Source organism: Sphaerisporangium sp. NPDC005288 (assembly GCF_040607475.1).
GTDB lineage: Bacteria > Actinomycetota > Actinomycetes > Streptosporangiales > Streptosporangiaceae > Sphaerisporangium > Sphaerisporangium rhizosphaerae.
Genome location: NZ_JBEXGT010000028.1, coordinates 54,344 through 79,959, shown reverse-complemented (window position 1 = coordinate 79,959; position 25,616 = coordinate 54,344). Strand labels below are relative to the sequence as shown.

The window sequence follows — 25,616 nt, the reverse complement described above, 5'->3', positions numbered from 1 at the left end:
TACGTTACCGGCCGGCCACCCGCCCGCGCCCCGTTCCGGCCCCCGCGCCGACCGGCCCGTGCGCTGTCCGGCCGCGCGGACCTGCTCGGCGGCTCGCGGCCGTCACCGGCCGCCGCGCGGCCCGAGAGCGTCGCTGGTTCTCGGGGGTGGGAAGGTACCGGTGGGAGGGGTGCGTGGCGACACGGGGGGACAGTGCGGCCGCTAGGCTCGCCGGGATCATGGACGGAGTCTGGCGCGATCGCTCAGGGTGGCCGCAGGCGGGCCGGGTGCTCGCGGCGGTGACGGCCATGCCCGCGCTCGTCCTGACCGGCTGGCTGCTCGCCGGACTGCCGCTGCTGCTGGCCGGCTGGTTCCGTCCCCTGCCCGCGCTGCTGCTCGGCGGCGCCCTCGCCGCGGCCCTGTGCGTGTACGGCACCCGGTCCGCGAGGCCGCCCGGTGGCCTCGCCGGACGGCCGCACGACACCCGCGACGCGCGAGGCGGGGGAGAGGTGGGGGACGCCTCGGCGGGGCATGTGTGGGCGGTCGTCGGGGTCGCGGTCGCCTCCGGGGTGTTCAACGCGATCTTCCACACCGAGCAGCTGATCGTCCGCAGGGACCCGGCGACCTACGCCCAGTACACCGCCTGGCTGGCCGGGCACGGCTTCCTGCCCATGCCCTATCCCACGGCGGCGTTCGGCGGTCCGGACCCGGCGCTGCGGTTCGACAGCATCGGCTTCTACGACCACGGCGGCGCGGTGGTGCCGCAGTTCATGCCGGGGGCGCCGCTGATCGACTCCATCGGCGCGTGGCTGGGCGGGCTGTCCGGGCTGCTGATGGTGCCGCCGGTGCTCGGCGCGCTGGCCGTGCTGACCGTGGCCGGGGTCGCCGCCCGGCTGGCGGGCGCGCGGTGGGCGCCCGTGGCGGCGCTGGCGTTCGCCGTCGCGCTGCCGATCCTCTACACCTCGCGCACCACGTTCAGCGAGATCCCGTCCCTGATCCTGATCTTCGGTGGCATGGCGCTGGCCGCCGACGCGCTCGGCCGGTCGCGGGGGACGGCCGTGCTGGCCGGCCTGTCCTTCGGTCTCGCCGTCCTGGTACGGGTGGACGGGCTGCGGGACGTGCTCCCCGTCCTTGTGTACGCGGGGCTCCTGATCGCGCTGCGCGGACGGCGCGGCCGGGGCGAGGCGTACGCGCGGATGGGCGTGCCGCTGCTCGGCGGTCTGCTGGCGGGCGCAGGCCTGGGCCTGGTGGCGGCCTTCTTCCTGTCGCGGCCGTATCTGAACTATCTGTCGGACTCGGTCAGGCCGCTGCTGGTGATCTGCGGGGCCGTGCTGCTGCTGACCGTGGCGGGCGCGGTCGCCGGGCCGCGGGTCATCCCGGCGGCGGGCAGGGCCGTGCGCGCGTGGCGTCCGGGGCGCCGCCTGCCCGAGGTGCTGGCGGCGCTGGTCGTCCTGGTGATGGCGGGGTTCGCCGTGCGCCCGTGGGTGCAGACCGTGCGGCGCGTGCCGGCCACGGTCGAGGACACGCTGAACTCCATCTTCATCAAGTGGACGCAGCAGGCGAACGGGATGCGGCCCGATCCGGCCCGCCTCTACTCGGAGCAGTCGCTGTACTGGGTGATCTGGTACGTCGGCGTGCCCGTGGTCCTGCTGGCCACCCTCGCCGCCGCCGTGCTGGTGCGGCGGATGGCGCGGGGCAGGGGGCTGCCGTGGCCGCTGCCGCTGGCGATCATCGGCTGGACGACCGTGACGACGCTGTGGCGGCCCGCCATCACCCCCGACCATCCGTTCGCGTCGCGGCGGCTGGTGCCGGTGGTGATCCCGGGCCTGGTCGTCCTCGCGGTGTGGGGCCTGCGCTGGGCGTGGGTGAGGATCCGCGCCGCCGGGTACGGGACGACGGCCATGCGGTGGCTGACGGCGGCGGGCGCCGTGCTGCTGGTGGCGCCGGGGACGGTCACGTCGATCGGCACCGCCTTCACTCCGGTCGAGCGCGGCGAGGCGGCGGCGGTGCGGAAGCTGTGCGCGGCGCTGCCGCCCGACGCGTCGGTCCTGATGATCGAGCGGGTCACCGGCGACCGGTTCACCCAGGTCGTCCGGGCCATGTGCGACCGGCCGGCCGCGCAGGTCCGGACGGAGGGCGGGGGCGCCACGCCTCCGGTCCCCGGGGCCCCGGCGGCGACCGCCCCGGACGACGGCGGGGCGGACAAGACGCGCGACGTGGCGGCGGCCTCCGACGTGACCCGGCTGGTCCGGCGCGTGCGCGCCGCCGGGCGCGTCCCGGTGCTGCTGGCCGCCGAGAAGGTGCAGCTGATCCGGTACGGGACGCCTGTGCAGGTGGTGCGGCTCCGTACGCGCCAGGACGAGCGCTCCCTCATCGACGCCCCGAACGGCACCTGGTCCCTCTCGATCGACGTGTGGATGGTCATCCCCGGCGCGGTCTGACCGTTTCCGGCTCGTCGTTTGACGCCCGAGAGGCGTGATCGGGAAAGTGGACGCCATGAACTGGCGAGTGGAACCCCCCGAGGCCGGCGAGGAGCTGTCGTTCGGGGACGACCCCGGGCGCGAGTCGCGATTATCGGCATGGGAGGCGGCGGGCCGGACGTGGGTCTCGGCGCATCGCAAGCTGCTGGCCGCCGTTGCGGCGTTCGTCGTCCTGCTCGGGGCGCTGGGCGCCGGCGGCTGGCACCTGTACCAGGAGTCCCGCAAGCCGCTCCCGCCGCCGGACGTCGCCCTGCCCGTGCAGGACAGGTTCGTCGTCGTCCTGTGCGGGGCCGGAATCACACAGTGCCAGGACGGCGGCGCGGAGGCCGCCAAGGACGTCGGCCGTATCGAGGACGATCTGCGGGCCGTGCCAGGGGTGTCCTCGGTGCGGTTCCGCAGCGGCGAGGCCGAGTTCGAGCGGGTCAAGAAGGAGGGCGGTTACCAGCAGCCGGACGGTTCGATGATGCCGATCACTCGTGACATGTTCGCCGACGGTTTCGAGGGCGTGCTCCGCGGCCCCGAGCTCTTCGCCCAGGTGGCGGCGCGGAGCCGTCTGGTGGCGGGCGTGGCGGACGTCTGGCGGACGCCGACGGAATACTGGACGGGCAAGGCGAACGTGACGGTGATCCTGTGCGGCACCGGCGCGGCCAAGGAGTGTGCGCCGCTCGACTACGAGTCGCCGACGGAGCGGCAGAGGCAGGCCATCGTGGACAGGATCCGCGAGGTGGACGGGGTGCAGAAGGTCTACTTCGAGGACAGGCGACACGCGCTGCGGCTGCAGAAGCACTACTACCCCGAGGACCGGTCCTTCGACCCTCCTTTGCTGCTGGTGAACATGCAGGAGTCCTTCCGCGTGAAGATCGCCGGGCCTGACGCGTCCCAGCGCCTGCGGCAGGCGCTGAAGAACGTGCCCGGCGTCGAAGACGTGCGGTGATCCCGCGCGGCCCGCGGTTGACGGCGGGTCGTCACGATCGGAAGAGTTGACGACATGGAGTGGCGAGCCGAGCCGTCCGAGACCGGCGAGGAGTTGTCGTTCGGGGACGGAGACTCCGAACGCGAGTCCCGATTACGCGTGTGGGAGGCGGCGGGCAGGCGGTGGGCGTCGGCTCACCGGAGACCGCTGGCGGTGGTGGCGGCCGTCGTCGTCCTGCTCGGGCTGGTCGGGGGCGGCGGCCGATACCTGTACCTGAAGTCCCGCGAGCCGCTGCCGCCGCCCGATGTCGCCCTGCCCGTGCAGGACAGGTTCTCGGTCTTCCTATGCGAGCCTGAATTCGCGGAGTGCCAGGCCGGCGGCGCGGAGGCCACCAGAGACCTCCGCCGTATCGAGGCGGAGCTGCGAGCCGTCCCGGGGGTGGCCTCGGTGCGGTTCGTCAGCGGCGAGGCCGAGTTCCAGGAGGCGGGCAAGAAGCACGGCGTCGTCTACCGGACCGACGGCCTGGTGACGACGATGACCCGTGAGATGTTCCGCGACGCCTTCGAGGGGGTTCTCACCAGCCCCGGTGTCTTCGGCCAGGTGGCGGAACGGGGCGGCCGGATCACGGGCGTGTGGAGGATCTATCGCGCGCCGACGGACTTCTGGACGGGCAAGGCGAACGTGACCGTGACCCTGTGCGGCACCGGCGCGCCCAAGGCGTGCGCGTCCTCCAGGTACCAGTCGCCCACCGAACGGCAGAGAGAGGTCATCCTGGACCGGATCCGGGAGGTGGACGGGGTGGAGAAGATCTACTTCGAGGATCGCGAGCACGCGCTGAAGCTGCGGAAGCACTACGACCCCGAGGACAGGGCCGGTCCTCCCCAACTCCTGGTGAACATGCCGGAGTCCTATCACGTGAAGCTCGCCCGGCCGGACGCGGCCGAGCTCATACGGCAGGCGCTGAAGAACGTGCCCGGCGTCCAGTCCGTCCTCTGAGTCACAGCGTGCGCGAGGCCGCCGAAGGACATGCCGGGCGTGCGGGCGGTGCTGGGGTCTCGCGTGCGGCCTTCGGTGACGGGAGGGACGGGGAGTACGAGCCGACCCGGCGGGCAGAACGACAAAAGGGGACGGAAGAGTCCTAGATGGGGTCGAGGGACACTCGGATGCCGGCCGGGCACTGTATCCTCGCCCGACGTGAGTGTGACCGAGACGCCTGAGACTGGATCCGCCGTGGACGCCAAGCCGTATGTGACGATCGTTCTGCCCTGTTACAACGAGCAGGACCACGTCATCGCCGAGGTCGAGCGCATCACCGGCGCCATGGACGCCAGCGGTTACACCTATGAGCTGGTCGCGGTGGACGACCACTCCACCGACGGGACGCTCGACCGGCTGCGCGAGGCCGCGCCCCGGTTCCCGCACATGAACATCGTCGCCTTCCACCGCAACGGCGGCTCGGGCACCGTGCGGCGCATCGGCACCCAGGACGCGCGCGGCGAGATCGTCGTGTGGACCGACGCCGACATGACCTACCCGAACGAGCGCATCCCCGAGCTGGTGCAGATCCTGGAGAAGGATCCGACGATCGACCAGGTCGTCGGGGCGCGCACCAGCGAGCAGGGGTCGCACAAGATCCTGCGCGTGCCGGCCAAGTGGTTCATCCGCAAGGTCGCCGAGCGGCTGGCCGGGCAGGAGATCCCCGACCTGAACTCCGGCCTGCGGGCCTTCCGCCGGTCGGTCTCGCTGCCGTACCTGCGGCTGCTGCCCCCCGGGTTCTCCTGCGTGACGACGATCACGCTGGCGTTCCTGTCCAACCAGCACGACGTGCACTACATGCCGATCGAGTACAGCAAGCGGGCGGGCACGTCGAAGTTCAGCTTCATCTCCGACGCCTACCGCTACATCCTGCAGGTGCTACGGATGGTGATGTACTTCAACCCGCTCAAGGTGCTCATGCCGCCGGCGATCTGGCTGGTGGTCATCGCGCTGGGCAAGGGCGTCGTCGACATGATCCGCCACCCGTTCTACTTCCCGGCGAGCACGGTGATGACGTTCCTCTCGGGGTTGATCATCGGGTCGCTGGCGCTGCTCGCCGACCTGATCGTGCGATCTCGGGGCGAATGACGTGCGCGTCGCGATCGTCGGGCCCACCTACCCGTACAAGGGCGGCGGAGCGCAGCACACGACCGAGCTCGCCCACCGGCTGACGGCGCTGGGGCACGAGGTCGTCATCGAGTCCTGGCGCGCCCAGTACCCCTCCTTCCTGTACCCGGGGCAGCAGACGATCTCCGCGCCGGAGGGGGAGCCGTTCCCCGGCGCCCGCCGCGAGCTCGACTGGCGCCGTCCCGACGGGTGGCTGCGCTGCGGGCGCCGGCTGCGCGGCGCCGACCTGGCCGTCCTGACCCTGCTCAGCCCCGTGCAGGTGCCCCCTTATCTGGGCATCCTGGCAGGGCTGCGCCGCGCGACCGAGGTGGTCGCGCTGTGCCACAACGTGCTGCCGCACGAGCGCAAGCCGTACGACGCGCCGCTGGTCAGGGCGCTGCTGCGCCGGGTCGACCGCGTGCTCGCGCACTCCGAGGAGCAGGCGGGGCTCGCTCGCGGGCTGGCGCCCGCGCCGGTGCGCGTGGCCGGCCTGCCGCCGCACCTGCCGTCCAAGGGCCAGGGGCTCGCGGCGTCCGGGGGCGAGAGCCTCGCGGCGGCGTCCGGCGGAGTGCGCCGCAGGCTGCTGTTCTTCGGCATGGTGCGCCCGTACAAGGGCCTGGACCTGCTGCTGCGCGCCCTCGCCCGGGTCCCGGGCGTGTCGCTGACGGTGGCGGGGGAGTTCTGGGGCGGCCTGGAAGAGACGCGCGCCCTGGTCGCCGAGCTGGGCCTGGACGATCGGGTCGAGCTGCGGCCGGGGTACGTCGCGGCCGATGACGTGCCGGGGTTGTTCGCCTGCGCCGACGCCCTCGTGCTGCCCTACCGGTCGGCCACGGCCAGCCAGAACGCCTGGCTCGGCCACGAGCACGGGCTGCCGGTCATCGCCACCCGGGTGGGCGCGCTCGCCGACCACGTCACCGACGGGGTGGACGGCCTGCTGGCCGAGCCGGGCTCGGTGGACGCGCTGACCGAGGCGATCGGGCGTTTCTACCAGGACGGCGAGCCCGAGCGGCTGCGCCAGGGCGTCAAGGCCGTCGACCCCGAGCCTCACTGGGCCGCGTACACCGCCGCCTTGCTGTCGGCGGGCGCCTGACCGCGCGCCGCCACGAACCCGATGCCCGCCCAGGCGACGTCGGCGAAGGTGAAGGCCAGCCGGGACACCACGGCGATGACCAGTGCGTGCGGGGCGTCGAGCACGGGCGCGAGCACCAGCACCATGGCCCCCTCGCGGACGCCGATGCCCGCCGGGATGATCACGGTGAGCAGCCCGGTCACCCAGGCCAGCGCGTAGGCCCCGGCGGCGACGGCCAGCAGCGACGGGCCGCCGGGGGCCATGTCGCGCAGCAGCAGCCAGATGTGCAGGCCGTAGAACAGCCATCCGCCCATCGTCCAGGCGGCCGCCACGAGCATCGCCCGGCCGGGGAGCACCTGCTCCAGGGGCTCCCTGCGGGCGACGCGCAGCACGAGGTTCAGCGCGAACGTCAGCACGCGAGGGTGCAGCCCCGCCACGATGAACGGGATGAGCAGCAGCAGGTACCACGTCTGCCTGGCCACGTCCTGCGAGGTCAGCGGCAGGGTGACCGCGGCGAGGCCGAGCGCGCACCCGAGCGAGACGACCAGCCCGATCACGGTCGCGCCGAAGGTGCGGCGCGGCGGCGAGCCGTGGTCGCGGGCCAGTTCCATCATCGCGGCGAACGCCCACACCGAGCCGGGGACGTACTTGCCGAGCTGCCCGACGAACAGCACCTTGGCGGCGACGCGCATCGGCAGGGGCGAGCCGAACCCGGCGAGCACGACCTGCCAGGCGACGAGCATGAACCCCAGACCCACCAGGACCGCGGCGAAGGACCCCGCGACCGTCCACCACGACAGCCGGGCCATCGCGGCCACCGTGTCGTTCCAGTTGCGGGACAGGCCGTAGGCCAGGAACCCGAGGGCGACGAGCGCGAGCCCCACCCGGAGCAGAGGACTTGATCGCAGCCGGTTCACCATCCGCCCAGCGTACGACGGCTGGTTACCGGCCGGTAGCCGTCTGCTCCGCCGCGTTGCCCGATCATGGCCGCCCCGTGACCATACGAGTCCCGCCGTCGCCAGCCACTAGGGTGGATGGCCGTGGGCAGTGAACGCGTGGCGCAGCTTGAGTACTCGCAGATCCAGGCGGCGATGCTGGACGAGGCGAAGCGGCGCCGCAAGGCCGCCAAGATCATCGCCGTCCTGGCGCACTTCCTGGGCCGCGACCCCGCCCCCGGCGACGGCGCTCCCGGCGTGCTCGACGGGCTGACGGTGGCCGACATCGGCTGCTCGGCCGGGTTCATCGCCGACGAGCTGGCCTCGGCGGGCGCGCGGCACGCCTTCGGCATCGACATCGACGTGCCGGGCCTGCGCAAGGCGGCCGGGCGGTTCGGCGAGCGGGTCGAGTTCGTCTGCGCCGACGGCACCGCGCTGCCGTTCCCCGACGGGTCCATGGACGTGCTGGTACTGAACCACATCTACGAGCACGTCGTCGACCCTGACGCCGTGGTGCGCGAGCTGCACCGCGTGCTGGCCGACGACGGCGTGCTCTACCTCGGGCTGGGCAACCGGCTCGGGGTGATGGAGCCGCACTACAAGCTGCCGTTCCTGTCCTACCTGCCGCCGTCGCTGGCCGACCGGTACGTGCGCGCCTTCGGCCGCGCCGACCACTACTACGAGCGCTTCCGCACCCGGGCGGGGCTGCGGCGCATGCTCGCCGGATTCCACGTCTGGGACTACTCCTTCCCGGTGCTGGCCTCGCCCGAGCGCTTCGCCGGGGCCGAGCTGTTCCCCGGCGCCGTGGGACGGGCCGCCCAGGGCACGCTGGCGCGCACGCCGCGCCCGGCGCTGCGGGCGCTGCTGCCGGTCGTGCCCACCTATCTGTGGGTGGCCACCAAGACGCCCCGCCGGCCGCTGGGCCCCGCCCTCCCGCAGCCCCCCGAGCCGGTCCGCACCCCATGACCCCTCCGGACCCCATGTCCGGTCCGGACGCCGTGCCCGGTCCGGACGCCGTGACCGCTCCGCCCGCCCGCTCGGCGCGCAAGAAGCTGGTCCGGCTGCTGTTCCTGCTGGTGGCCCTCGGCTTCGGGGCGTGGGCCGTCGCCGGGCGCTGGTCACAGGTGGCCGACGGCTTCTCCCGGCTGTCGTGGCCGCTGCTCGCCGCATCGCTGGTGGCCGTCCTCGCGGCCCTGTCGGCGGGGATGCTCATGTGGCGTGCCCTGCTGGCCGACCTCGGGTCGCCTCTCGCCCTCACCGACGCCGCCAAGGTGTTCTTCGTCGGCCAGCTCGGCAAGTACATCCCCGGCTCGCTGTGGCCGGTGCTCGCGCAGATGGAGATGGGCAAGGACCTCGGCGTCCCGCGCTCGCGCAGCGCCACCGCCTTCTTCCTGACCTACCCCATCTACCTGGCCAGCGGCCTGGGCGTGGCGGTGCTCACCCTGCCCGCCTTCGCCGGAGACTCGGTCGCCCGCTACGCCTGGCTGCTCCTGCTGCTGCCCGTGCTGGTCGCCGGACTGCACCCGCGCGTCGTCAACGGCGTGCTCGGCCTCGGCCTGCGGCTGCTGCGCCGGCCGCCGCTGGAGCGCCCGCTCAGCCGCCGCGGCGTGCTGGCCTCGGTGGGCTGGGCGTTCGCGGGCTGGGCGGCCTACGGCGTCCACCTCTGGCTGGTCGTGACCGGGCTCGGCGCCGCCGGGCCGCGCGCCCTCGCGCTGTCCCTGGGGGCGTTCTCGCTGGCCTGGTGCCTGGGGTTCATCGTGGTCATCGCGCCCGCCGGGGCCGGGGTGCGCGAGGTGGCGATGGTGGCGGCGCTCGCCCCCGTCCTTCCCGGTGGGACGGCGCTGGCCGCCGCGCTGTGCTCGCGGCTGCTGGTCTCGCTCGGCGACCTGATGTGGGCGGGCCTCGCGGGCTTGGCCGCCCGGCGCGCGGAATCCGTTCCCGTCACCGCCGAACACGACTGATTTTCCGCATTCGTTGCCCACCGGACGCCCTAAATGCCTGTCATATCTCTCACGGTTTCGGGGACCCTCGCAATAGAGTGATGCCGATGGGGATCGGGGGCGAGGGGCCGGCGGTGACCGGGGGACACACGGGTGGCCCTGCCGGTCAGCACCGATCTGGTGACCTTCGCCCGCACGCGATCTCCGCCGATGACCGGCACTGAGATCGGAAGGGAGCGATCGCTCTTGACGCCCCGAGTGCTCGTCGACGCCGCGGCGGTTCCGGCCGACCGCGGCGCCCTGATCCGCTACGTCGACGGGCTGGTCGCCGCGCTCGACCGGGCCGGCGCCGACCTGTCGGTGGTCTGCCAGCGGGCCGACGCCGAGCGTTACGGCAAGATCGCCCCCTCCGCCCGCATCCTCGCCGGGCCTCCGGCGATCACCAACCGCGCCGCGCGGCTGGTGTGGGAGCAGACGGGCATCCCTGTGCTGGCCCGCCAGGTCGGCGCGCAGGTCATCCACGCCCCGTACTACTCCATCCCGCTGCACTCCGGGCTGCCCACCGTCGCGACCGTGCACGACGTCACCTGGTTCACCGAGCCCGGACGGCACGACAACGTCAGGGCGTCCTTCTTCCGCGCGGCGACGCGCACGGCCGTCCGCAGCGCCGAGCGGGTCATCGTGCCCTCCAAAGCCACCCGCGACGAGCTGGTGCGCGTGCTCGCGGCCGATCCGACGCGCATCGACGTCGCCTACCACGGGGTCGACCGGGCGCTGTTCCACCAGCCGTCGGAGGAGGAGGTCAAGCGGGTGTCGGGGCGGCTCGGCCTGCGCGGCCGCCCGTACGTCGCCTTCCTCGGCGCCTTCGAGCCGCGCAAGAACGTCCCGAACCTGGTGAAGGGCTTCGGGCAGGCCGTCCGCGACCTGCCGGGCTCTCCCGCGCTGGTCCTGGCGAGCGGGGCGGGGTGGAGCGACGAGGTGGACGAGGCCATCAGCGCGCTCCCGGTGGCCGTGCGGGTCGTGCGCCCGGGTTACCTCTCCTTCGCCGACCTGCCGGGCTTCCTCGGCGGCGCGGTCGTGGTGGCCTTCCCCTCCCGCGGAGAGGGCTTCGGGCTGCCGGTGCTGGAGGCCATGGCCTGCGGGGCGCCGGTGCTGACCACCCACCGCACCTCGCTGCCCGAGGTCGGCGGGGACGCCGTCGCCTACACCGAGCCCGACGCCGGGAGCATCAGCGACGCGCTGCGGGCGCTCCTTTCGTCCGGGGAACGCCGGCGCGCGCTCGCCGAGGCGGGGCTGGCCAGGTCGCGAGAGTTCACGTGGGAGGCCTCCGCCGAGGCGCATATGATGAGCTTTCAACGAGCGGTCGATCAGTGAGCTAGCCTCACCGGTGTGACGAGCAGCTACTCGCCGGAGTCGGCGCACCTGGAGGCCATTCTCCTCGTAGGCGGGCAGGGCACCCGTCTTCGCCCTCTCACCTTGAGCACCCCCAAGCCGCTTCTTCCCACCGCGGGCGTGCCGTTCCTCGCCCACCAACTCGCGCGTGCCCGGTCCTTCGGCGTCCGGCGCATCGTGTTCGCCACCTCCTACCGCGCCTCGATGTTCGCCGAGGCGTTCGGAGACGGCTCCTCCTTCGGCCTGTCGCTTTCGTACATGACGGAACAGACCCCGCTCGGCACCGGCGGGGCGATCCGCAACGCCGCCGAGGCGCTCACCTGCGGCCCGGACGCGCCGGTGCTCGTGCTCAACGGCGACATCCTGTCCGGGCACGACATCGCCGAGCAGGTCGGGATGCACGTCTCGCGCGGAGCGGCGGTGACGCTGCACCTCACCGAGGTGGACGACCCCTCGCGGTTCGGGTGCGTGCCGACCGACGACCAGGGCCGGGTGACCGCCTTCCTGGAGAAGACCCCGAACCCGGTGACCAACCGCATCAACGCCGGGTGCTACGTCTTCCAGCGCTCGGCCATCGACCGGATCCCGGCGGGGCAGGTGGTCTCCGTCGAACGCGAGACGTTCCCCGGCATGATCTCGGCCGGCGAGCTGGTGCTCGGGTACGCCGACCGCTCCTACTGGCTGGACGTGGGCACTCCCGCCGCGTTCGTCCAGGGCTCCTGCGACCTGGTGCTGGGCCGCCTGCCCTCTCCGGCGCTGCCCGCGCCCTGCGGGGAGTTCATGGCGCTGCCCGGCGCCCAGGTCTCGCCCAGCGCCAAGATCGAGGGCGGCACGGTCGTCGGGCCGCGGGCCGTCGTGGAGTCCGACGCGTCGGTGCACGGCAGTGTGCTGGACGCCGACTCGGTGATCGAGTCCGGGGCCGTCGTCGTCGACTCGGTGGTCGGCGCGCGGGCCCGGGTGGCGTCGGGGGCGGTGCTGCGCAACGCGGTCATCGGCGAGGGCGCGGTCGTCGGGCCGGGCAACGAGTTGCTGGCCGGGGCCCGCGTGTGGCCGGACGTGCGGCTGCCGCCGGGCGCCGTCCGCTTCTCCAGCGACGTCTGACCCCTGCGACGTCTGACTCCTGCGACGTCTGACGTCTGCGAGGTTCGACGTCTGTGACGTTCAACGCCGACGAGGTTCGACGTCCCGGGGTTCGACGTCTGCGAGGTCTGGCGTGGGGGAGATCTGCTCCAGGGGAGGGCGCGGCCGGGCCCCGGCCGCGCCAATAGTCCGGCGTCGGGCGAGAACTAGTCTGGCGTTGTGCGAGAACGCAGGTGGCGGCCGGACGCTCCGGCGGACGTCGAGTCGGCCATGGCGCCGCACCGGCGCGGTGGCGGCGACCCCGCCTGGCAGCTCACCGCCGACCGGGCCATCTGGCGCACCTCCCGCACCCCCGAGGGGCCCGGCACGCTGCGCGTCACCGTGGAGCCGCGTGAGCGGACGGTGGTCGCCCACGCCTGGGGGCCCGGCGCCGGCTGGATGCTGGAGACCCTGCCGGATCTGCTCGGCGCGCACGACCGGGTCGGCGACTTCGCGCGCCTGATGGGGGCGCTCGGCCCCGAAGGGCACGCGCTGGTGCGCGAGCTGGCCTCCCGGCACGCGGGTCTGCGGGTGGGCCGCACGCTGCGCGTGTTCGAGGCGCTCGTGCCCGCCGTGCTGGAGCAGAAGGTCGTCGGCCGGGAGGCGTGGCGGGCGTGGCGGTGGCTGCTGTCCCGCTACGGCGATCCCGCGCCGGGCCCGGCGCCGGCGACGATGCGGGTGTTCCCCGAGCCCGAGGTGTGGCGGGCGATCCCGTCCTGGGACTGGCACCGGGCGGGGGCGGAGGCCGTGCGGGCCAGGACGATCGTCAACGCCGCCCTGCACGCCGCCAAGCTGGAGGCGGCGGGGGAGGCCGAGGCCGACCGGCTGTTGCGGGCGCTGCCGGGCGTCGGGGTGTGGACCTCGGCGGAGGTCCGTCAGCGGGCGTACGGGGACCCCGACGCCGTCTCGGTCGGCGACTACCATCTTCCGTCGCTGGTCGGCTGGTCGCTGACCGGCCGCAAGACCGACGACGCGGGGATGCTGGAGCTGCTGTCGCCCTACCGGGGGCACCGCCACCGCATCGTGCGGCTGCTGGAGCTCGGCGGCCGGCGGCCGCCGGCGCGCGGGCCGCGGATGGCCGCCCGCGACTACCGCTCCTTCTGACCTCCGAGCGCGCCGGTCACGCGGGGCGAGCGGGCGGGTCAGTCGGGGCGAGCGGGCGGGTCAGCGGGCCGTACAGGTCGGTCGGCCGTCGGGCGCGCCGGTCAGCGGGCCGAGCGGGCGGGTCAGCGGGAGAGGGTCGGTCAGCGGGCCGGGGCGGGCCGGTCAGCGAGTAACGAGGAACGGTCGCCGGCCATGGTCGGGGAGCTGGAGGCCCAGTCGCGCCCGTCACGGGTGTCGGTGCCGAACAGCGGCGCGAGCACGGCGGCGGCGGCGATGAGGACGAGGATCAGCCAGGACATCGTGACTCCTTGAGAAGGTTCCCTTGGGTGCCCTCCCATTATGTGCGCGTGCATAGTTTCACGTCCATCGAGATTCTCTGGGCAGTACCGTTAAGAGCCTCTTAACCGATGAGCGTGCGCGCCGACTCCGGAGGTTGATCGGTCACAGGGCGCGGCGCACCCCCGCCCAAGGGCCGGGGCGCGAGGGTTTCGTACTGTGCGATGCATGAACGCGAATCCCACAGACGCAGCCATGCGGCGGGCGCTGGCCCGGGCCAGGGACGGCAAGGCGCTCGACCCGGCGGAGGCGACGGTCCTCCTGCACGCGAGGGGCGCCGACCTCGACCGCCTCCTCGACCACGCCGGCCGCGTCCGGGACGCCGGGCTGGCCTCCGTGGGCAGGGAGCAGGTCGTCACCTACAGCCGAAAGGTGTTCATCCCGCTCACGCGGCTGTGCAGGGACCGCTGCGGCTACTGCACGTTCGCCACCGCCCCCGGCAAGCTGCCCGCCCCGTTCCTCACTCCGGACGAGGTGCTGGAGATCGCCCGGCAGGGCGCCGCCATGGGGTGCAAGGAGGCGCTGTTCACCCTCGGCGACCGGCCCGAGGACCGCTGGCACCAGGCCCGCGAGTGGCTGGACGCCCACGGCTACGACGACACCCTGTCCTACGTGCGCGCCATGGCGATCGGCGTCCTGGAGGAGACCGGGCTGCTGCCGCACCTCAACCCCGGCGTCCTGACCTGGCGCGACCTGCAACGACTCAAGCCGGTCGCCCCGTCCATGGGCATGATGCTGGAGACGACCTCCCGCCGGCTGTTCGAGGAGAAGGGCCAGGCCCACTACGGCTCCCCGGACAAGGACCCCGCGGTCCGCCTGCGCGTGCTGGAGGACGCCGGCCGCTCCAACGTGCCGTTCACGACCGGCATCCTGATCGGCATCGGCGAGACCGTCGCCGACCGCGCGGAGTCGATCTTCGCGATCCGGCGGGTCGCCCGGGAGTACGGCGGCGTCCAGGAGGTCATCGTCCAGAACTTCCGCGCCAAGCCCGACACCGCGATGCGCGGCATGCCGGACGCCGACCTCAGCGAACTGGCCGCGACCATCGCGGTCACCCGGCTCGTGCTCGGCGGGCGGACGCGCGTTCAGGCGCCGCCCAACCTCATCGGCGACGAGTACGACCTGATGATCAGGGCCGGCATCGACGACTGGGGCGGGGTCTCGCCGCTGACCCCCGATCATGTGAACCCCGAGCGGCCCTGGCCGCACATCGAGGAGCTCGCGGCCCGCACCGCCGCCGCCGGGTTCACGCTCAAGGAGCGCCTGACGATCTACCCCGAGTACGTGCTGGCCGGCGAGCCCTGGCTGGACCCGCGCCTGCGCGGCCACGTCGCGGCCCTGGCCGACCCCGAGACGGGCCTGGCTCGGCCGGTGAACCCCGAGGGCAGGCCGTGGCAGGAGCCCGATGGCGGGTTCGCCGCCGCCGGGCGCACCGACCTGCACGTGGAGGTGGACGCCTCAGGTCGGGCGCAGGACCGGCGCGACGACTTCGCCCGCGTCTACGGCGACTGGGACGCCCTGCGCGACCGGCTCCCGGCCGGCGTCGCGCCTGGCGGCGTGCCTGCCGCCTCGGCCGGGGTGGCCGCGACAGGACCGGTCGCGGACGAAGCGGCCCAGGCCGCGACGGCCAAGGCCGGGGCAGCCAAGGCCGGGGCAGCCAAGGCCGGGGTGGCCCCGGCGCGCGCTGGGGCCGTCGACGGGGAGATGCGCGCGGCCCTGCGCCGCGCGGAGACCGACCCGGTGGGGCTCACCGACGCCGAGGCCCTCACGCTGCTCGGCGCGGACGGCGCCGACCTTGCGGAGCTGTGCCGGGTGGCCGACGGCCTGCGGCGGGAGGCCGTCGGCGACGAGGTGACCTACGTCGTCAACCGCAACATCAACTTCACCAACGTCTGCTACACCGGCTGCCGCTTCTGCGCGTTCGCGCAGCGGCGCACCGACGCCGACGCCTTCACCCTGTCCCTGGACCAGGTCGCCGACCGGGCCGCCGAGGCGTGGGAGGCAGGGGCGACCGAGGTGTGCATGCAGGGCGGCATCCACCCCGACCTGCCTGGAACGGCCTACTTCGACATCGCCAGGGCGGTGAAGAAGCGGTGCCCGGACCTGCACGTCCACGCCTTCTCCCCGATGGAGGTCATCAACGGCGCGAGCCGGATCAATCTGTCGATCCACGACTGGCTGGTGGCCGCCAGGGAGGCCGGGGTCGACTCGCTGCCGGGCACGGCGGCGGAGATCCTGGACGACGACGTGCGCTGGGTGCTCACCAAGGGCAAGCTCCCGACCCGCGAGTGGGTCGAGGTGATCACCACCGCGCACCGTGTGGGCATCCCGACGACCTCGACGATGATGTACGGCCACGTGGACACCCCGGCCCACTGGGTGGCCCACATCCGGCTGATCCGCCGCATCCAGGAGGAGACCGGCGGCTTCTCGGAGTTCGTGCTGCTGCCGTTCGTGCACCACAGCGCCCCGATCTACCTGGCGGGCATCGCGCGCCCGGGACCGACGGCCCGGGAGAACCGCGCCGTCCACGCGCTGGCGCGCGTCATGCTGCACGGCGCGATCGCCAACATCCAGTGCTCGTGGGTCAAGCTCCAGGACGACCTGTGCCGGGCCGTGCTGTCGGGCGGCGTGAACGACCTGGGCGGCACGCTGATGGAGGAGACGATCAGCAGGATGGCCGGGTCGGAGAACGGCTCCTACAAGACGATCAGTGACATCGCCGCGATGGTGGAGCCGACCGGACGCTCACTGCGCCAGCGCACCACCGGCTACGGCACCCCCTCACCCGAGCGCCTGGCCGCCGCGAAGGCCAGCGACGGCGTCTGCCGCAGCGTCCGCCGCACGCCTGACCCGGCCCTCCTCGCGGGACCGCGACGCGTCGCGGTCCCGCCCGCCTGACCCGCCCCTTCCCGCGGAACCGCGACGCGTCGCGAGTCTGTTCTGCCTGTGGTGATCTCCGGGCCGCTGCATCCGGCAGGGGTTCTCCGTTCCCGATCTCCTTCGTCGGGAGCGAGGAGCCCTTCGCCGGATGCCGCGGCGCTCTCAGGCGCGAAGACGCCGGCGTCGCTGTGCCGCTGGGCTCAACAGGAGTTCGTCCAGCGGTGGCTGGCGATGTTGTTGTTCATCGACTGGCCCTGGCCCGACTTTCCGTCCCACAGGTAATAGATGCCCGCCAGGTTGTTCAGATAGTAGCCGTTGGGCAGGCAGTTTCTGGAGCCCAGGTAGTTCGGGCTGTAGTACAGGTTGACGTCGTCGTACGAGCCGGGCCAGCCGCGATTCTCCAAGGAGCTCGCCTGATTGCGCATGCCCATCTCGCTGAACATTCCGGAACAGGTGTCCCAGTTGCCGTCATCATTGAGCCACCGGCAGTAAGGGCCTCCTCTGTTGGTCTCATACCATGCTAGGAAGTAGCCATCCGGTGTCGATGCCGCCGACACCGCCGACGGGGCCGACGCGATCGGCGCGGCCTTCGAGGTCGGTGTGGTCACGGCGGAATCGGATGAGGACGGGTTGTCCGCCTGCGCGGCACCGGGGGTGGCGAACAGCGCCAGGGCGGCGAGTCCCAGCGCGGCGAGGGCGGTGTTTCTCCTGTGCATTTCTCTCTCTTTTCTTTCACCGGCTCATTGGCGCGCCGCGGCTTCAGCCGGATTCGTGAATGAGGCGCGCGGTTCATGAGGATCTGGGTGGCCTGATTCGCGGCCACCGCATGCTCCGACGGCGGCGCCTGGCGGAATCGCGTGAAGCGGGGCCGGCGCAGAACGTGAATCACGGGTGTTTCATGGCCGCAGCATTGTTGAGAGCCGGATGCGGCAACAAGACCTTTGCGGGGAAACGCAAGGGTGCCCGAGGCCGGGCCTCGGCGGTCGGTGCGGCGACCGCCCGGCGTCCACCGCCCGTGGCCCACCGCTGCCCTGCCGCGATCTTGACGGGCGGCCGCCGGGGTCGTCCGTCCGCGCGGCACGGGCGGGCGGCTCCCGGGTTCCGCGTACGGCGCGCTATCAGACGGGAGTTATAACAAGTTCCTCACTCACACCGTGCGAGGACTTGCGCGGCTTGTGGGATCCCTTGGGACAATCGTCCGACTCGTCCTCAGGGAAAGGCGAATTGTGGCGTCTGGTCGAGTTGGTCGGCACCGGGCGGATCCGATCGCCGAGCCCGCGCCCCGGCGCGGCAGGCGCCGGGTCCTGCCCGTGGTGCTCGCCGCCGTCCTGGCCCTGGCGGCGGTCGCGGTCACGGTGAAGGTCGTCCGCGGCGCCGGCGGCTGTTCCGGCCGGGACCCCGTCCTGGTCGGCGTGGACGCCGCCGTGGACATATCCCCGGTCGCCATGGCCGCGGCCGAGCGGTTCAACGCCCGCAGGGCCGCGGTGGACGGGCGGTGCGTGCTGGTGCAGGTCACCGAGCAGCCGCCTGCGCCCGTCATGCGGACGCTGACCGGAGACCGGGCCGGGGTGCTCGCCGGGCGCCCGGACGCGTGGATCCCCGACTCCTCCGCCTGGGTGCGCTTGGCCCGCAAGCAGGGGGCGCCGGACGTCGCGCCGACCGAGACGGTCGTCGCCACCTCGCCGCTGGTCTTCGCCACCCGCCGCTCGCTGGCCCGGCGGTTCGCCGAGGGCGGGACCGAGATGAGCTGGGAGATGATCTTCCCGGCGACGGCGCGCGGGCGGCTCCAGCCCACCTCCCGGGAGCCGGACGTCGTCCGGATCCCTGATCCGTCGGTCTCCGGCGCCGGCATCGCCACCGTGGCGGCGGCCACCGACATCGCCGGCACCGGGGGCAAGGGGGCGAGGGAGCTGACCGCCTTCGTGCGCATGGCGCAGGCCGGGTCGGCTCCGGACTACCGCTCGATGCTCGCCGCCGTGGACGACCGGTCCTTCTGGCAGCGGCCCGTCGTCGTCGTGCCCGAGCAGTCGGTGTGGCTGCACGACCAGGCGCCCGCGGGCGATCCGCTCGTCGCGCTGCACCCCAAAGAGGGCACGATCATGCTCGACTACCCCTACGTCGTGACGGCCGCCGACACCGCCGACGCCGCCGGTGCGCGGCTGTTCGGCGAGTGGCTGCGGTCGCCCGAGGTGGGGGACGCCGTGCGGCGCGGCGGGTTCCGGCTCCCGGACGGCGCCCGGCCGCCGATCGGTGCCGGTCCGGGAATTGCCGTCGATCACCCACGCCCGCGCCCGTCCATCACGCCCACGGTGATCGACCAGGCGCTCGACGCCTGGAGCCGGCTGGCCCCGCCGAGCGACATCCTGGTCCTGGCCGACGCCGGGCGGCACATGGCCGAGCCGATCGCCGGGAAGAAGGGCGCCACCCGCCACTCCGTCGCGCTCGAGGCCGCCCGGCTGGGACTTCAGCTGTTCCCCGCGTCGACGAGCATGGGCCTGTGGGAGTTCGCCGACGGGCTGGGCGGAGGCAAGGGGTACCGGCGGCTCGTCGGCCTCGGGCCGATCGTCCGGCCCGACCGCGACGACGACCGGCTGACCCGCCGCTCGCGCCTGGAGACCCTCACCCGTACTCTCCGTGCCTTCCCGGCCCGCGACAGCTCGCTGTACGACGCGGTCTTGGCCGGATTCCGGGAGGTCACCGCCTCCTACGACCCCGCGATGAACAACTCGCTGTTGGTCATCACGGCAGGCGAGGACGATGGGGCCGGGATTTCCCGCCAAGAGCTCGTGCGCGGGCTGCGGGAGGCATGGGACCCCGACCGGCCCGTCCAGATCATCGTCATCGCCTTCGGCCGGGACGTGGACCGCGCCGCGCTCGGCGAGATCACCTCGATCACGAACGGGTCGCTGCACGTGGCGTCCCGTCCCGGCGAGATCATCGACGTCTTCCTGGGCGCCCTGGCCCGCCGCCTGTGCCACCCGACCTGCGGTGGTTCCGGCTGACGAGGCAATTCCGTGACATGCCGGGTCTCATCTGGTCTGGACGAGGGAGCCGGCGCGTCCCAGCGCGGCGAGCTCCATTCGCAGCCGGGTGTTCACCTCGTCGGAGTACGCACGCCGCAGGCGCTCGCCGTACTGCCGGTCCAGGCGACGGATGGTGTCGGACAGGCCGCTGCTGCTCGCGCATCCGGCCTCGGCGACCGCTGTGCGCACTTCTTTCGCCCGCGCCGCGGCTTTGTCCGGGTTCGTGAACGCGGCGCGGGCTTCATAGGGATCTGTGTAGCGGAACCCCTTCGCACTCATGCAGGTGGACCATTTCTTGACCGACTCGGTGAACCCGGTATCGGCGAGCACCTGTCTTCCGCGCATCTCGGTGAGCGCATCGGTCATCGTCGTGACGCGGAACCACACTTCGAGGTCCCCGTAGAGCTTCTCTTGGGCCTGCGCGATGCAACCGTCGTCGGCCCGGCCGACGGTCATGCCGTTCGGGGTCGTGACCTCCAGTCGCCTCGCGGATCGTTCGCCGTGCAGAGCGTCCAACGCGCGCTGCCGTTCTGTCGGCGGCAGACCGGTGAAGTACCGCCGGTTGGGATCGGATCTGCGCAACTTGTCGCGTTGCGCCTGAATGTCACTGCCGTAGCCATGCCGGGAGGCCCACGGCACATCGTCGATGACGTAGGGAAAGTCGCGGTCTTCCGGCAGCGGCCGCCGGGGCACGGCCCACATGTCGAAGCCGCGGGCTCCCATACACGAACGCATCAGCTTGTCCTCGGCGTCGTGCAGCAGGTCCTTCTCCTGCTCTGTGAGGGACCGCGTGGGAGCGGCGGACGTGGCCGCGGCCGCGGACCGGCTGGGAGCCGGTTCGTCCAGCGCGTGGAAGACCACCGCCAGCGCGGTCGCTCCCACCGCCACGATGGCGGCGACGGCACGCCGATGTAACCGCATGCGCTCTCCTCTTCGTCCCCCGTGCCCGGCCGCTGTCGGGCGGCGGCCGGATTCGCGCCACCGGAAGCGCTCGATGGCCGCAGCATCGATGAGCGCCGGATGCGGGAACAAGACCTTTGCGTGGAAACGTAAGGGTGCTCAACGCTCAGGGCCTCACGGTCAGATGCGACGACCGGCCCGATGTCCGGCCGCAGCGCACGCGGCGGTGAGGAGGGCGGCGGGGCGGCGGCCGGGCCTCTAGCGGGTGACGATGAAGTCGGCCGGGTCGCGCGGGGGACGGTCGCGGGGCGGCGCGGCGGCGTGGCCGACCGCGACGGCGCCCATCGGATCCCAGGTGCCCGGCAGGTCCAGCACCTCGCGCACGACCTCGCGGCAGAACATCGTCGAGGAGACCCACGCCGACCCCAGGCCCTCGACGGCGAGGTGCACCAGGAGGTTCTGCACGCCCGCGCCGGTGGCGACGACGAACATCTCGCGCTCGGCGGCGTTGCGGCGCTCGTCGGGATAGGTGTGGGACCCCTCCATCACCAGGCAGGGGACCACCAGGTACGGGGCCCGGCGCAGGACGTCCCCGCGCCGCACGCGGCGGGCGATCGACTCCTCGGTGAACCCGGTGGCGCGCAGGTCGCGCACCCAGGCCGTGAGCATGGCGTCCAGCAGCTTCTCGCGCGCGCCGGCCGACTCCAGCAGCACGAACCGCCAGGGCGTCGTGTGGTGCGGGGCGGGCGCGCTCACCGCGGCGGCCACGGCCCGCCTGACGGCGGCCGGGTCCACCGGCTCGGCGGAGAACTCCCTGATCGTGCGCCGCGCGAACAGCACGTCGGCCGAGCCGTACCGGAACATGTCCTCGTCGGCGGGCCGGACCAGCGGGCGCACCCCCGGGCCGTCCTCGTCGGTCACCAGATGGGACAGCCCCCGCACGACGGCCACCGGCACCCCGTCCAGCTTGCCCTTGACCAGCTCTGCCGCCGCCGCGATCTCGTCGACCAGCGCCGTCACCGTCGCCGACAGCGGGTTGCCGTAGGCGTCGGAGCGGCCGCGCAGGTCGTCGAGCGGACGGACGCCGGCCGCGCCGATCGCCACGTCGGTGAGCCCGTTGCGCCAGGGGCGGCCGAAGGTGTCCGACAGGATCACCCCGGCCCGCACCGGCAGGCCGGAGCGGATGCGGCGGGCCGAGGCGTCCGGGTCCAGCGGCAGGAGCAGCACGGTGCCCGGCTCGGTGTTGGAGGCGTCCACCCCGGCCGCCGCCATGACGAAGCCGTGGCGGGTCTGGGCGATGACGGTGTCGCCGCGGCGGGCGACCACCCGCTCGGTCTCCTGCGCGATCGCCTCGGCGCGGCCGTCCGCCTCGCGGACGCGGCCCTCGGCCTTGCTCACGATCTTGGAGGTGACGACGAGGATGTCGCCGTCGGCGAGATCGGGCACCGCGCGCGCGATCAGCTCGGCGAGGTCGTCGCCGGGCCGCACCTCGGGTAGTCCGGGCACCCCGTGGACGCTGATCATCCGGCCAGCTCCAGCGCGGCGCGGGCGATGCCGGCGGTGGCCTCGACGTCGGTCATGAGCAGTGGCCTGGCGACCACGCGCACCCCCTCCAGCGCGACGCCGGCGTCCTGCTCGGCCACCAGCCAGCCGGAGACCAGGCGCGAGCCGTAGAGCTCCAGCACGGCCTGGGCGCTGGTCTCCACGCCGATGGCGGTCAGGCACGCGTCGGCCATGCCGCGCACCGGGGCGCCGCCGATGATGGGGGAGACGCCGACCACGGTCTTGGCCGAAAGGGCCTCGCGGATGCCGGGGATCTGCAGAATCGTCCCGATGCTCACCACCGGGTTGGACGGCGGCAGGATCACCACGTCGGCCCGCTCGATCGCCTCCAGCACGCCGGGCGCGGGCTTGGCGTCCTCCGCGCCGACCAGGACGATCTGCCGGGCGGGCACCGAGGCCCGCAGGCGCACCCACCACTCCTGGAAGTGGATCGCGCGGCGGCCCTGCTCGTCCTCGACGATCACGTGGGTCTCGGCGCGGTCGTCGGTCATCGGGATCAGCCGCACGCCGGGCTTCCAGCGGTCGCACAGCGCCTCGGTGACCGCCGACAGCGGGTAGCCGGCGTTCAGCATCTGGGTGCGGACGATGTGGGTGGCGATGTCGCGGTCGCCCAGGCCGAACCACTGGGGCTCCATGCCGTAGGCGGCCAGCTCGGCCTTGACGACGTGGTGCTCGTCGGCCCGGCCCCAGCCCTGCTCCTCGTCGATGCCGCCGCCGAGGGTGTACATGACGGTGTCGAGGTCGGGACAGACGCGGAGCCCGAACAGCGTGATGTCGTCACCGGTGTTGCCGATGACGGTGATCTCCGCCTCGGGGGCGGCGGCCTGGAGCCCGCGGAGGAAGCGGGCGCCCCCGATGCCGCCGGCCAGGGAGAGGATGCGCATGTGTCAAGTGTTCCATTGCCGTCTCCTTGGTCCGGCCCGGGCCGGACGGCGGTGGGGGAGGGCCGCGAAACCCCTGCTCCATAGCGGATGCGAGCCGAAAAAACCGGACAAGATGGTCTTATGTGATCAATGAGGTTCTTGGGTCTCGTGCCCCCAAAGTGCGGAGATGTGCAAAACTGCGGTTGCCGTATGGACCCAATTGGGGGGTAGTTGTGGTCAAAGTAGAGCCCGGACGGCTCCGCGAGCCTGCGGCCTGGATCATGGTTGTGACGGTCTGCGCACAGGTCCTGGTCGGGGTGGAGAGCCTGTTCCTCGGCTCTGGCCTGCCCTTCGGCGTCAGGGCGGCCTCCTCGCTGCTCAGACTGGACTCGCCGGTCAACGTGGCCCTCGCGCTCGGCGCGGTCGTCCTGGTCACCCGCTTCGGGCCGCCCACCCCCCGCGCCCGTCTGGTCAACCTCGTCGCCGTCATCGCGCTCGCGGTGTCCGCCGTGTTCGGGGCGATCGCCCTGATCGGCGTGCTCATCGGTGGCGCGGGCGGCGGTCTCGGAGTGATCGAATACTTGTTGACCGGCCTGCCCGCCCTCGCTCTGACCGTGGTCGGGCTGGTGTACGCGATGTCGGTGCTCCCATCGGCCGCCCCCGCGGCGTCCAGGCCCCGTCAGGAGGCGTTCGGCGCCCCCGGCTTCGCGCCCCAGGGACACCTCGGGCAGCCGGGCCCCCAGCACGGCTTCCAGGAGCAGCCTCAGCACGGGTTCCAGGGACAGCCGCAGCACGGGTTCCCGGAGCAGGGCCGGCACGGGTTCCACGAGCAGTCGCAGCCCGCGTTCCAGGGGCAGCCCGAGCACGGGTACCCGGGACAGCCGGGGCACGGATTCCGCGAGCAGGCGGGCCCGCCCCAGGGGCAGGGCGCCGAGCAGCCCGGCCATCCCCAGCAGCAGCCCGCGCCTCAGCAGGCCGGTCCTCAGCAGCAGGGCTCCCAGCCGGGTCATCCCGAGCAGGCCGGGCAGCAGGGCGGCCCGTACAACGGCCAGGCCGCCTACCAGCCGGCGCTGCCCCCTCCGCCCGGCCTGTACTCCGTGCAGCCCTCCCAGCCGGTCGACCCGTACGCGCCGGCGCAGGCGTCCGCCGACCCCTACGGGCAGCCGGACGCGCAGCGCGCGCAGACGCCGGGCGCCTACGAGCCGCAGTCGCCCGGGTCCTACGAGCCGCAGCCGTCCGGCTCCTATGAGCCGCAGCCGTCCGGGTCGTATGAGCAGCCGCGGACCTCCGGCGGCGGGTACGAGCCGCAGTCCTCCGGGTCCTACGACAAGCCGGGCGCTGGAGGCTACGAGCCGCAGTCGCCGGGGTCGTACGAGCAGCCGGGCGGCGGGGCCTTCGGGCAGCCGCCCTCCTCCCCGTACCCGCAGCAGCCGTCCGTACAGAACCCGCCGGCCGCCGACCTCTACGCGCAGACGCCTTCTCCCTACGCCCCGCCGGCGGCGGGCGGGAGCTTCACCAACCCGGACGCCTTCACCACCGGCGCCCGCCAGGCCCTGCACGCCAACGAGACCCCGCCCGCCTTCGACCTGTCTCCGACCTACGGCCAGCAGTCGCAGAGTACGGGGGGCGGCTACGGCCAGAACGGCTCGCCGGACCAGCCGTCGTCGTACGGTCAGACGGGTCCGCAGTCGAGCCCGCTGGACCAGCCGGCGTACGGTCAGACCGGCGCGCAGCCGAACCCGTTGGACCAGCCGGCGTACGGTCAGACCGGCGCGCAGCCGAACCCGCTGGACCAGCCGGCGTACGGTCAGACCAGCCCGCAGCCGAACCCGTTGGACCAGCCGTCGTACGGTCAGACCAGCCCGCAGCCGAACCCGCTGGACCAGCCGTCGTACGGGCAGACGGGTCCGCAGTCCAGCCCGCTCGACCAGTCGCCCTCGTACGGCCAGCCGAGCCCGCTGGACCAGTCGTCGTCCTATGGCCAGACGGGTCCGCAGTCCAGTCCGCTGGACCAGCCGTCGTCGTCCTCCTACGGCCAGACCGGTGCGCAGCCGAGCCCGCTGGACCAGCCGTCGTCGTACGGGCAGACGGGTCCGCAGTCCAGCCCGCTCGACCAGTCGCCCTCGTACGGCCAGACCGGCTCGCAGGCCGCTCCGCTCGACGCGTCGTCCTCGTCCTCGTCGTCCTCCTCCTCTTCCTACGGGCAGGCGACGACGCAGCCGAACTCCTACGGGCAGGCGGGAGCGGGCGGGGAGTCCTACGGCGGCTACTCCTCCGGCGACTTCGGGCGTGCGGCCGAGCCGTCCCCGCTGTACGCCGAGGCGGCGGGCGACCCGCGCCAGCAGCAGATCGCGCAGGCCTACCAGCAGGCCCAGAGCTACCAGCAGGCGCAGGGCGGCCCCGGGGGGACCTCGTCGTCCGACCTCGGCGGCGGCCAGGGAAGCGGTTCGGAGTACACCGGCACGCAGCCGGTGCGCTCACCCGACTACACCCCCACCTACGGCGGCCCTTTCGGTCACCCGCAGTCTCCGGCGGACCCGGGAGGCTATGGCGCGCCGTCTCCGGCGGACTCCGGGGGTTACGGTACGCAGCCGCCGGCCGACGCGCAGGGGTACCGGCCGGCCCAGGACCAGCCCTACTCGCCCGGCCAGGACCGGCCGCAGCACGAGCAGGCGTCCTACCAGGGGGGCCGACCGAGCCAGGCCGCCTGGGAGGAGCCCGCGGAGAAGACCGTGCGCTTCGACCCGAAGGCCTTCCAGAACGACCCGCTGAACGCGCCGATGCCGCCGTCCCCCGCGTTGGCCCGGCGCGACGAGCCGATCGACCCGACCGCCATCTACGCCCCCGACAGGTCCTCCCAGGCAAGGCCGGAGGAAAGCGAGGGTAGAGATCAGACAGGGCAAGGGTCCGATCAGGGGTCGCGCTGGTACGGTCCCGACCGCTGAGGGCATAGAAGATCGGGAATCGCGGAAGGC

At 73.1% G+C, this 25,616-nt stretch carries 19 protein-coding genes; 13 read left to right on the top strand and 6 right to left on the bottom strand.

The annotated features are described in order from the left end of the window. The first annotated feature begins 218 nt into the window (after nucleotides 1-218). The 5 genes from ABZU32_RS25195 to ABZU32_RS25175 all read left to right on the top strand — a co-directional run bounded on the left by ABZU32_RS25195 (nucleotide 219) and on the right by ABZU32_RS25175 (nucleotide 6,604). Entirely contained in the window at nucleotides 219-2,420 is a 2,202-nt protein-coding gene (locus ABZU32_RS25195; protein WP_354925672.1) for a hypothetical protein, read from the top strand. A gap of 55 nt (nucleotides 2,421-2,475) precedes the next feature. Next, nucleotides 2,476-3,393, top strand: coding sequence for a permease-like cell division protein FtsX (locus ABZU32_RS25190; protein ID WP_354925669.1), 918 nt, complete (start codon nucleotides 2,476-2,478; stop codon nucleotides 3,391-3,393). 54 nt (nucleotides 3,394-3,447) lie between these two features. Next, entirely contained in the window at nucleotides 3,448-4,368 is a 921-nt protein-coding gene (locus tag ABZU32_RS25185; protein WP_354925666.1) for a permease-like cell division protein FtsX, read from the top strand. Nucleotides 4,369-4,566: 198 nt separating this feature from the next. Further along, nucleotides 4,567-5,496: a glycosyltransferase family 2 protein gene (locus ABZU32_RS25180; protein ID WP_354925663.1), complete on the top strand. Its 930-nt coding sequence runs from the start codon at nucleotides 4,567-4,569 to the stop codon at nucleotides 5,494-5,496. A gap of 1 nt (nucleotide 5,497) precedes the next feature. After that, nucleotides 5,498-6,604, top strand: a complete 1,107-nt coding sequence (locus ABZU32_RS25175; RefSeq protein WP_354925660.1) for a glycosyltransferase family 4 protein — start codon at nucleotides 5,498-5,500, stop codon at nucleotides 6,602-6,604. On the opposite strand, the gene ABZU32_RS25170 is transcribed toward ABZU32_RS25175, so the two are convergent. Then, on the bottom strand, nucleotides 6,559-7,503 hold the full coding sequence (locus ABZU32_RS25170; RefSeq protein WP_354925657.1) for a lysylphosphatidylglycerol synthase transmembrane domain-containing protein: 945 nt from the start codon (nucleotides 7,501-7,503) through the stop codon (nucleotides 6,559-6,561). The genes ABZU32_RS25175 and ABZU32_RS25170 overlap by 46 nt on opposite strands. Nucleotides 7,504-7,623: 120 nt before the next feature. On the opposite strand from ABZU32_RS25170, the gene ABZU32_RS25165 reads away from it, so the two are divergent. From ABZU32_RS25165 to ABZU32_RS25145, 5 genes are all read left to right on the top strand, one after another. Further along, nucleotides 7,624-8,484 carry a class I SAM-dependent methyltransferase gene (locus ABZU32_RS25165; RefSeq protein ID WP_354925654.1) on the top strand — a complete coding sequence of 287 codons (861 nt, stop codon included), beginning with the start codon at nucleotides 7,624-7,626 and terminating at the stop codon, nucleotides 8,482-8,484. After that, the gene (locus ABZU32_RS25160; RefSeq protein WP_354925651.1) at nucleotides 8,481-9,479 is read left to right on the top strand and encodes a lysylphosphatidylglycerol synthase transmembrane domain-containing protein; all 999 of its coding nucleotides are present in this window, start codon (nucleotides 8,481-8,483) and stop codon (nucleotides 9,477-9,479) included. The genes ABZU32_RS25165 and ABZU32_RS25160 overlap by 4 nt, the downstream gene beginning before the upstream one ends. A gap of 225 nt (nucleotides 9,480-9,704) precedes the next feature. Further along, nucleotides 9,705-10,832 (top strand): glycosyltransferase family 1 protein, encoded by a 1,128-nt coding sequence (locus ABZU32_RS25155; protein WP_354925648.1) that lies wholly within the window; start codon nucleotides 9,705-9,707, stop codon nucleotides 10,830-10,832. Nucleotides 10,833-10,847: 15 nt separating this feature from the next. After that, nucleotides 10,848-11,951, top strand: coding sequence for an NDP-sugar synthase (locus tag ABZU32_RS25150; protein ID WP_354837049.1), 1,104 nt, complete (start codon nucleotides 10,848-10,850; stop codon nucleotides 11,949-11,951). A gap of 198 nt (nucleotides 11,952-12,149) precedes the next feature. Further along, the gene (locus ABZU32_RS25145; protein WP_354925645.1) at nucleotides 12,150-13,073 is read left to right on the top strand and encodes a DNA-3-methyladenine glycosylase 2 family protein; all 924 of its coding nucleotides are present in this window, start codon (nucleotides 12,150-12,152) and stop codon (nucleotides 13,071-13,073) included. Between the two features lie 140 nt (nucleotides 13,074-13,213). On the opposite strand, the gene ABZU32_RS25140 is transcribed toward ABZU32_RS25145, so the two are convergent. After that, a complete protein-coding gene (locus ABZU32_RS25140) occupies nucleotides 13,214-13,372 on the bottom strand; it encodes a hypothetical protein (RefSeq protein WP_354925642.1) in 159 nt (52 codons plus the stop codon). Nucleotides 13,373-13,577: 205 nt separating this feature from the next. On the opposite strand from ABZU32_RS25140, the gene ABZU32_RS25135 reads away from it, so the two are divergent. Continuing rightward, entirely contained in the window at nucleotides 13,578-16,310 is a 2,733-nt protein-coding gene (locus ABZU32_RS25135; RefSeq protein ID WP_354925639.1) for a bifunctional FO biosynthesis protein CofGH, read from the top strand. Nucleotides 16,311-16,492: 182 nt separating this feature from the next. Here the strand turns inward: ABZU32_RS25135 and ABZU32_RS25130 are convergent, their stop codons facing one another. After that, complete coding sequence (locus ABZU32_RS25130) at nucleotides 16,493-17,008, bottom strand: peptidase inhibitor family I36 protein (protein WP_354925636.1); 516 nt, start codon at nucleotides 17,006-17,008, stop codon at nucleotides 16,493-16,495. Nucleotides 17,009-17,518: 510 nt separating this feature from the next. Here ABZU32_RS25130 and ABZU32_RS25125 point away from each other — a divergent pair. Next, nucleotides 17,519-19,294, top strand: coding sequence for a substrate-binding domain-containing protein (locus tag ABZU32_RS25125; protein ID WP_354925633.1), 1,776 nt, complete (start codon nucleotides 17,519-17,521; stop codon nucleotides 19,292-19,294). 27 nt (nucleotides 19,295-19,321) lie between these two features. Here the strand turns inward: ABZU32_RS25125 and ABZU32_RS25120 are convergent, their stop codons facing one another. The 3 genes from ABZU32_RS25120 to cofD all read right to left on the bottom strand — a co-directional run bounded on the left by ABZU32_RS25120 (nucleotide 19,322) and on the right by cofD (nucleotide 22,662). Further along, complete coding sequence (locus tag ABZU32_RS25120; protein WP_354925631.1) at nucleotides 19,322-20,236, bottom strand: hypothetical protein; 915 nt, start codon at nucleotides 20,234-20,236, stop codon at nucleotides 19,322-19,324. Between the two features lie 237 nt (nucleotides 20,237-20,473). Next, complete coding sequence (locus ABZU32_RS25115; RefSeq protein WP_354925628.1) at nucleotides 20,474-21,739, bottom strand: coenzyme F420-0:L-glutamate ligase; 1,266 nt, start codon at nucleotides 21,737-21,739, stop codon at nucleotides 20,474-20,476. Further along, nucleotides 21,736-22,662 carry a 2-phospho-L-lactate transferase gene (gene cofD, locus ABZU32_RS25110; RefSeq protein ID WP_354925625.1) on the bottom strand — a complete coding sequence of 309 codons (927 nt, stop codon included), beginning with the start codon at nucleotides 22,660-22,662 and terminating at the stop codon, nucleotides 21,736-21,738. The genes ABZU32_RS25115 and cofD overlap by 4 nt, the downstream gene beginning before the upstream one ends. 260 nt (nucleotides 22,663-22,922) lie before the next feature. Between cofD and ABZU32_RS25105 the strand changes: the two genes are divergently transcribed. Beyond that, a complete protein-coding gene (locus ABZU32_RS25105; protein ID WP_354925622.1) occupies nucleotides 22,923-25,586 on the top strand; it encodes a hypothetical protein in 2,664 nt (887 codons plus the stop codon). Nucleotides 25,587-25,616 lie beyond the last annotated feature (30 nt).

Bases quoted from the DNA above. Each gene is read 5' to 3' on its own strand.
- ABZU32_RS25130 (WP_354925636.1), bottom strand. From the start codon at position 17,008: ATGCACAGGAGAAACACCGCCCTCGCCGCGCTGGGACTCGCCGCCCTG.
- ABZU32_RS25115 (WP_354925628.1), bottom strand. From the start codon at position 21,739: ATGATCAGCGTCCACGGGGTGCCCGGACTACCCGAGGTGCGGCCCGGC.
- ABZU32_RS25195 (WP_354925672.1), top strand. From the start codon at position 219: ATGGACGGAGTCTGGCGCGATCGCTCAGGGTGGCCGCAGGCGGGCCGG.
- ABZU32_RS25190 (WP_354925669.1), top strand. From the start codon at position 2,476: ATGAACTGGCGAGTGGAACCCCCCGAGGCCGGCGAGGAGCTGTCGTTC.
- ABZU32_RS25140 (WP_354925642.1), bottom strand. From the start codon at position 13,372: ATGTCCTGGCTGATCCTCGTCCTCATCGCCGCCGCCGCCGTGCTCGCG.
- cofD (WP_354925625.1), bottom strand. From the start codon at position 22,662: ATGCGCATCCTCTCCCTGGCCGGCGGCATCGGGGGCGCCCGCTTCCTC.
- ABZU32_RS25185 (WP_354925666.1), top strand. From the start codon at position 3,448: ATGGAGTGGCGAGCCGAGCCGTCCGAGACCGGCGAGGAGTTGTCGTTC.
- ABZU32_RS25105 (WP_354925622.1), top strand. From the start codon at position 22,923: ATGGTTGTGACGGTCTGCGCACAGGTCCTGGTCGGGGTGGAGAGCCTG.
- ABZU32_RS25135 (WP_354925639.1), top strand. From the start codon at position 13,578: ATGAACGCGAATCCCACAGACGCAGCCATGCGGCGGGCGCTGGCCCGG.
- ABZU32_RS25170 (WP_354925657.1), bottom strand. From the start codon at position 7,503: ATGGTGAACCGGCTGCGATCAAGTCCTCTGCTCCGGGTGGGGCTCGCG.
- ABZU32_RS25160 (WP_354925651.1), top strand. From the start codon at position 8,481: ATGACCCCTCCGGACCCCATGTCCGGTCCGGACGCCGTGCCCGGTCCG.
- ABZU32_RS25120 (WP_354925631.1), bottom strand. From the start codon at position 20,236: ATGCGGTTACATCGGCGTGCCGTCGCCGCCATCGTGGCGGTGGGAGCG.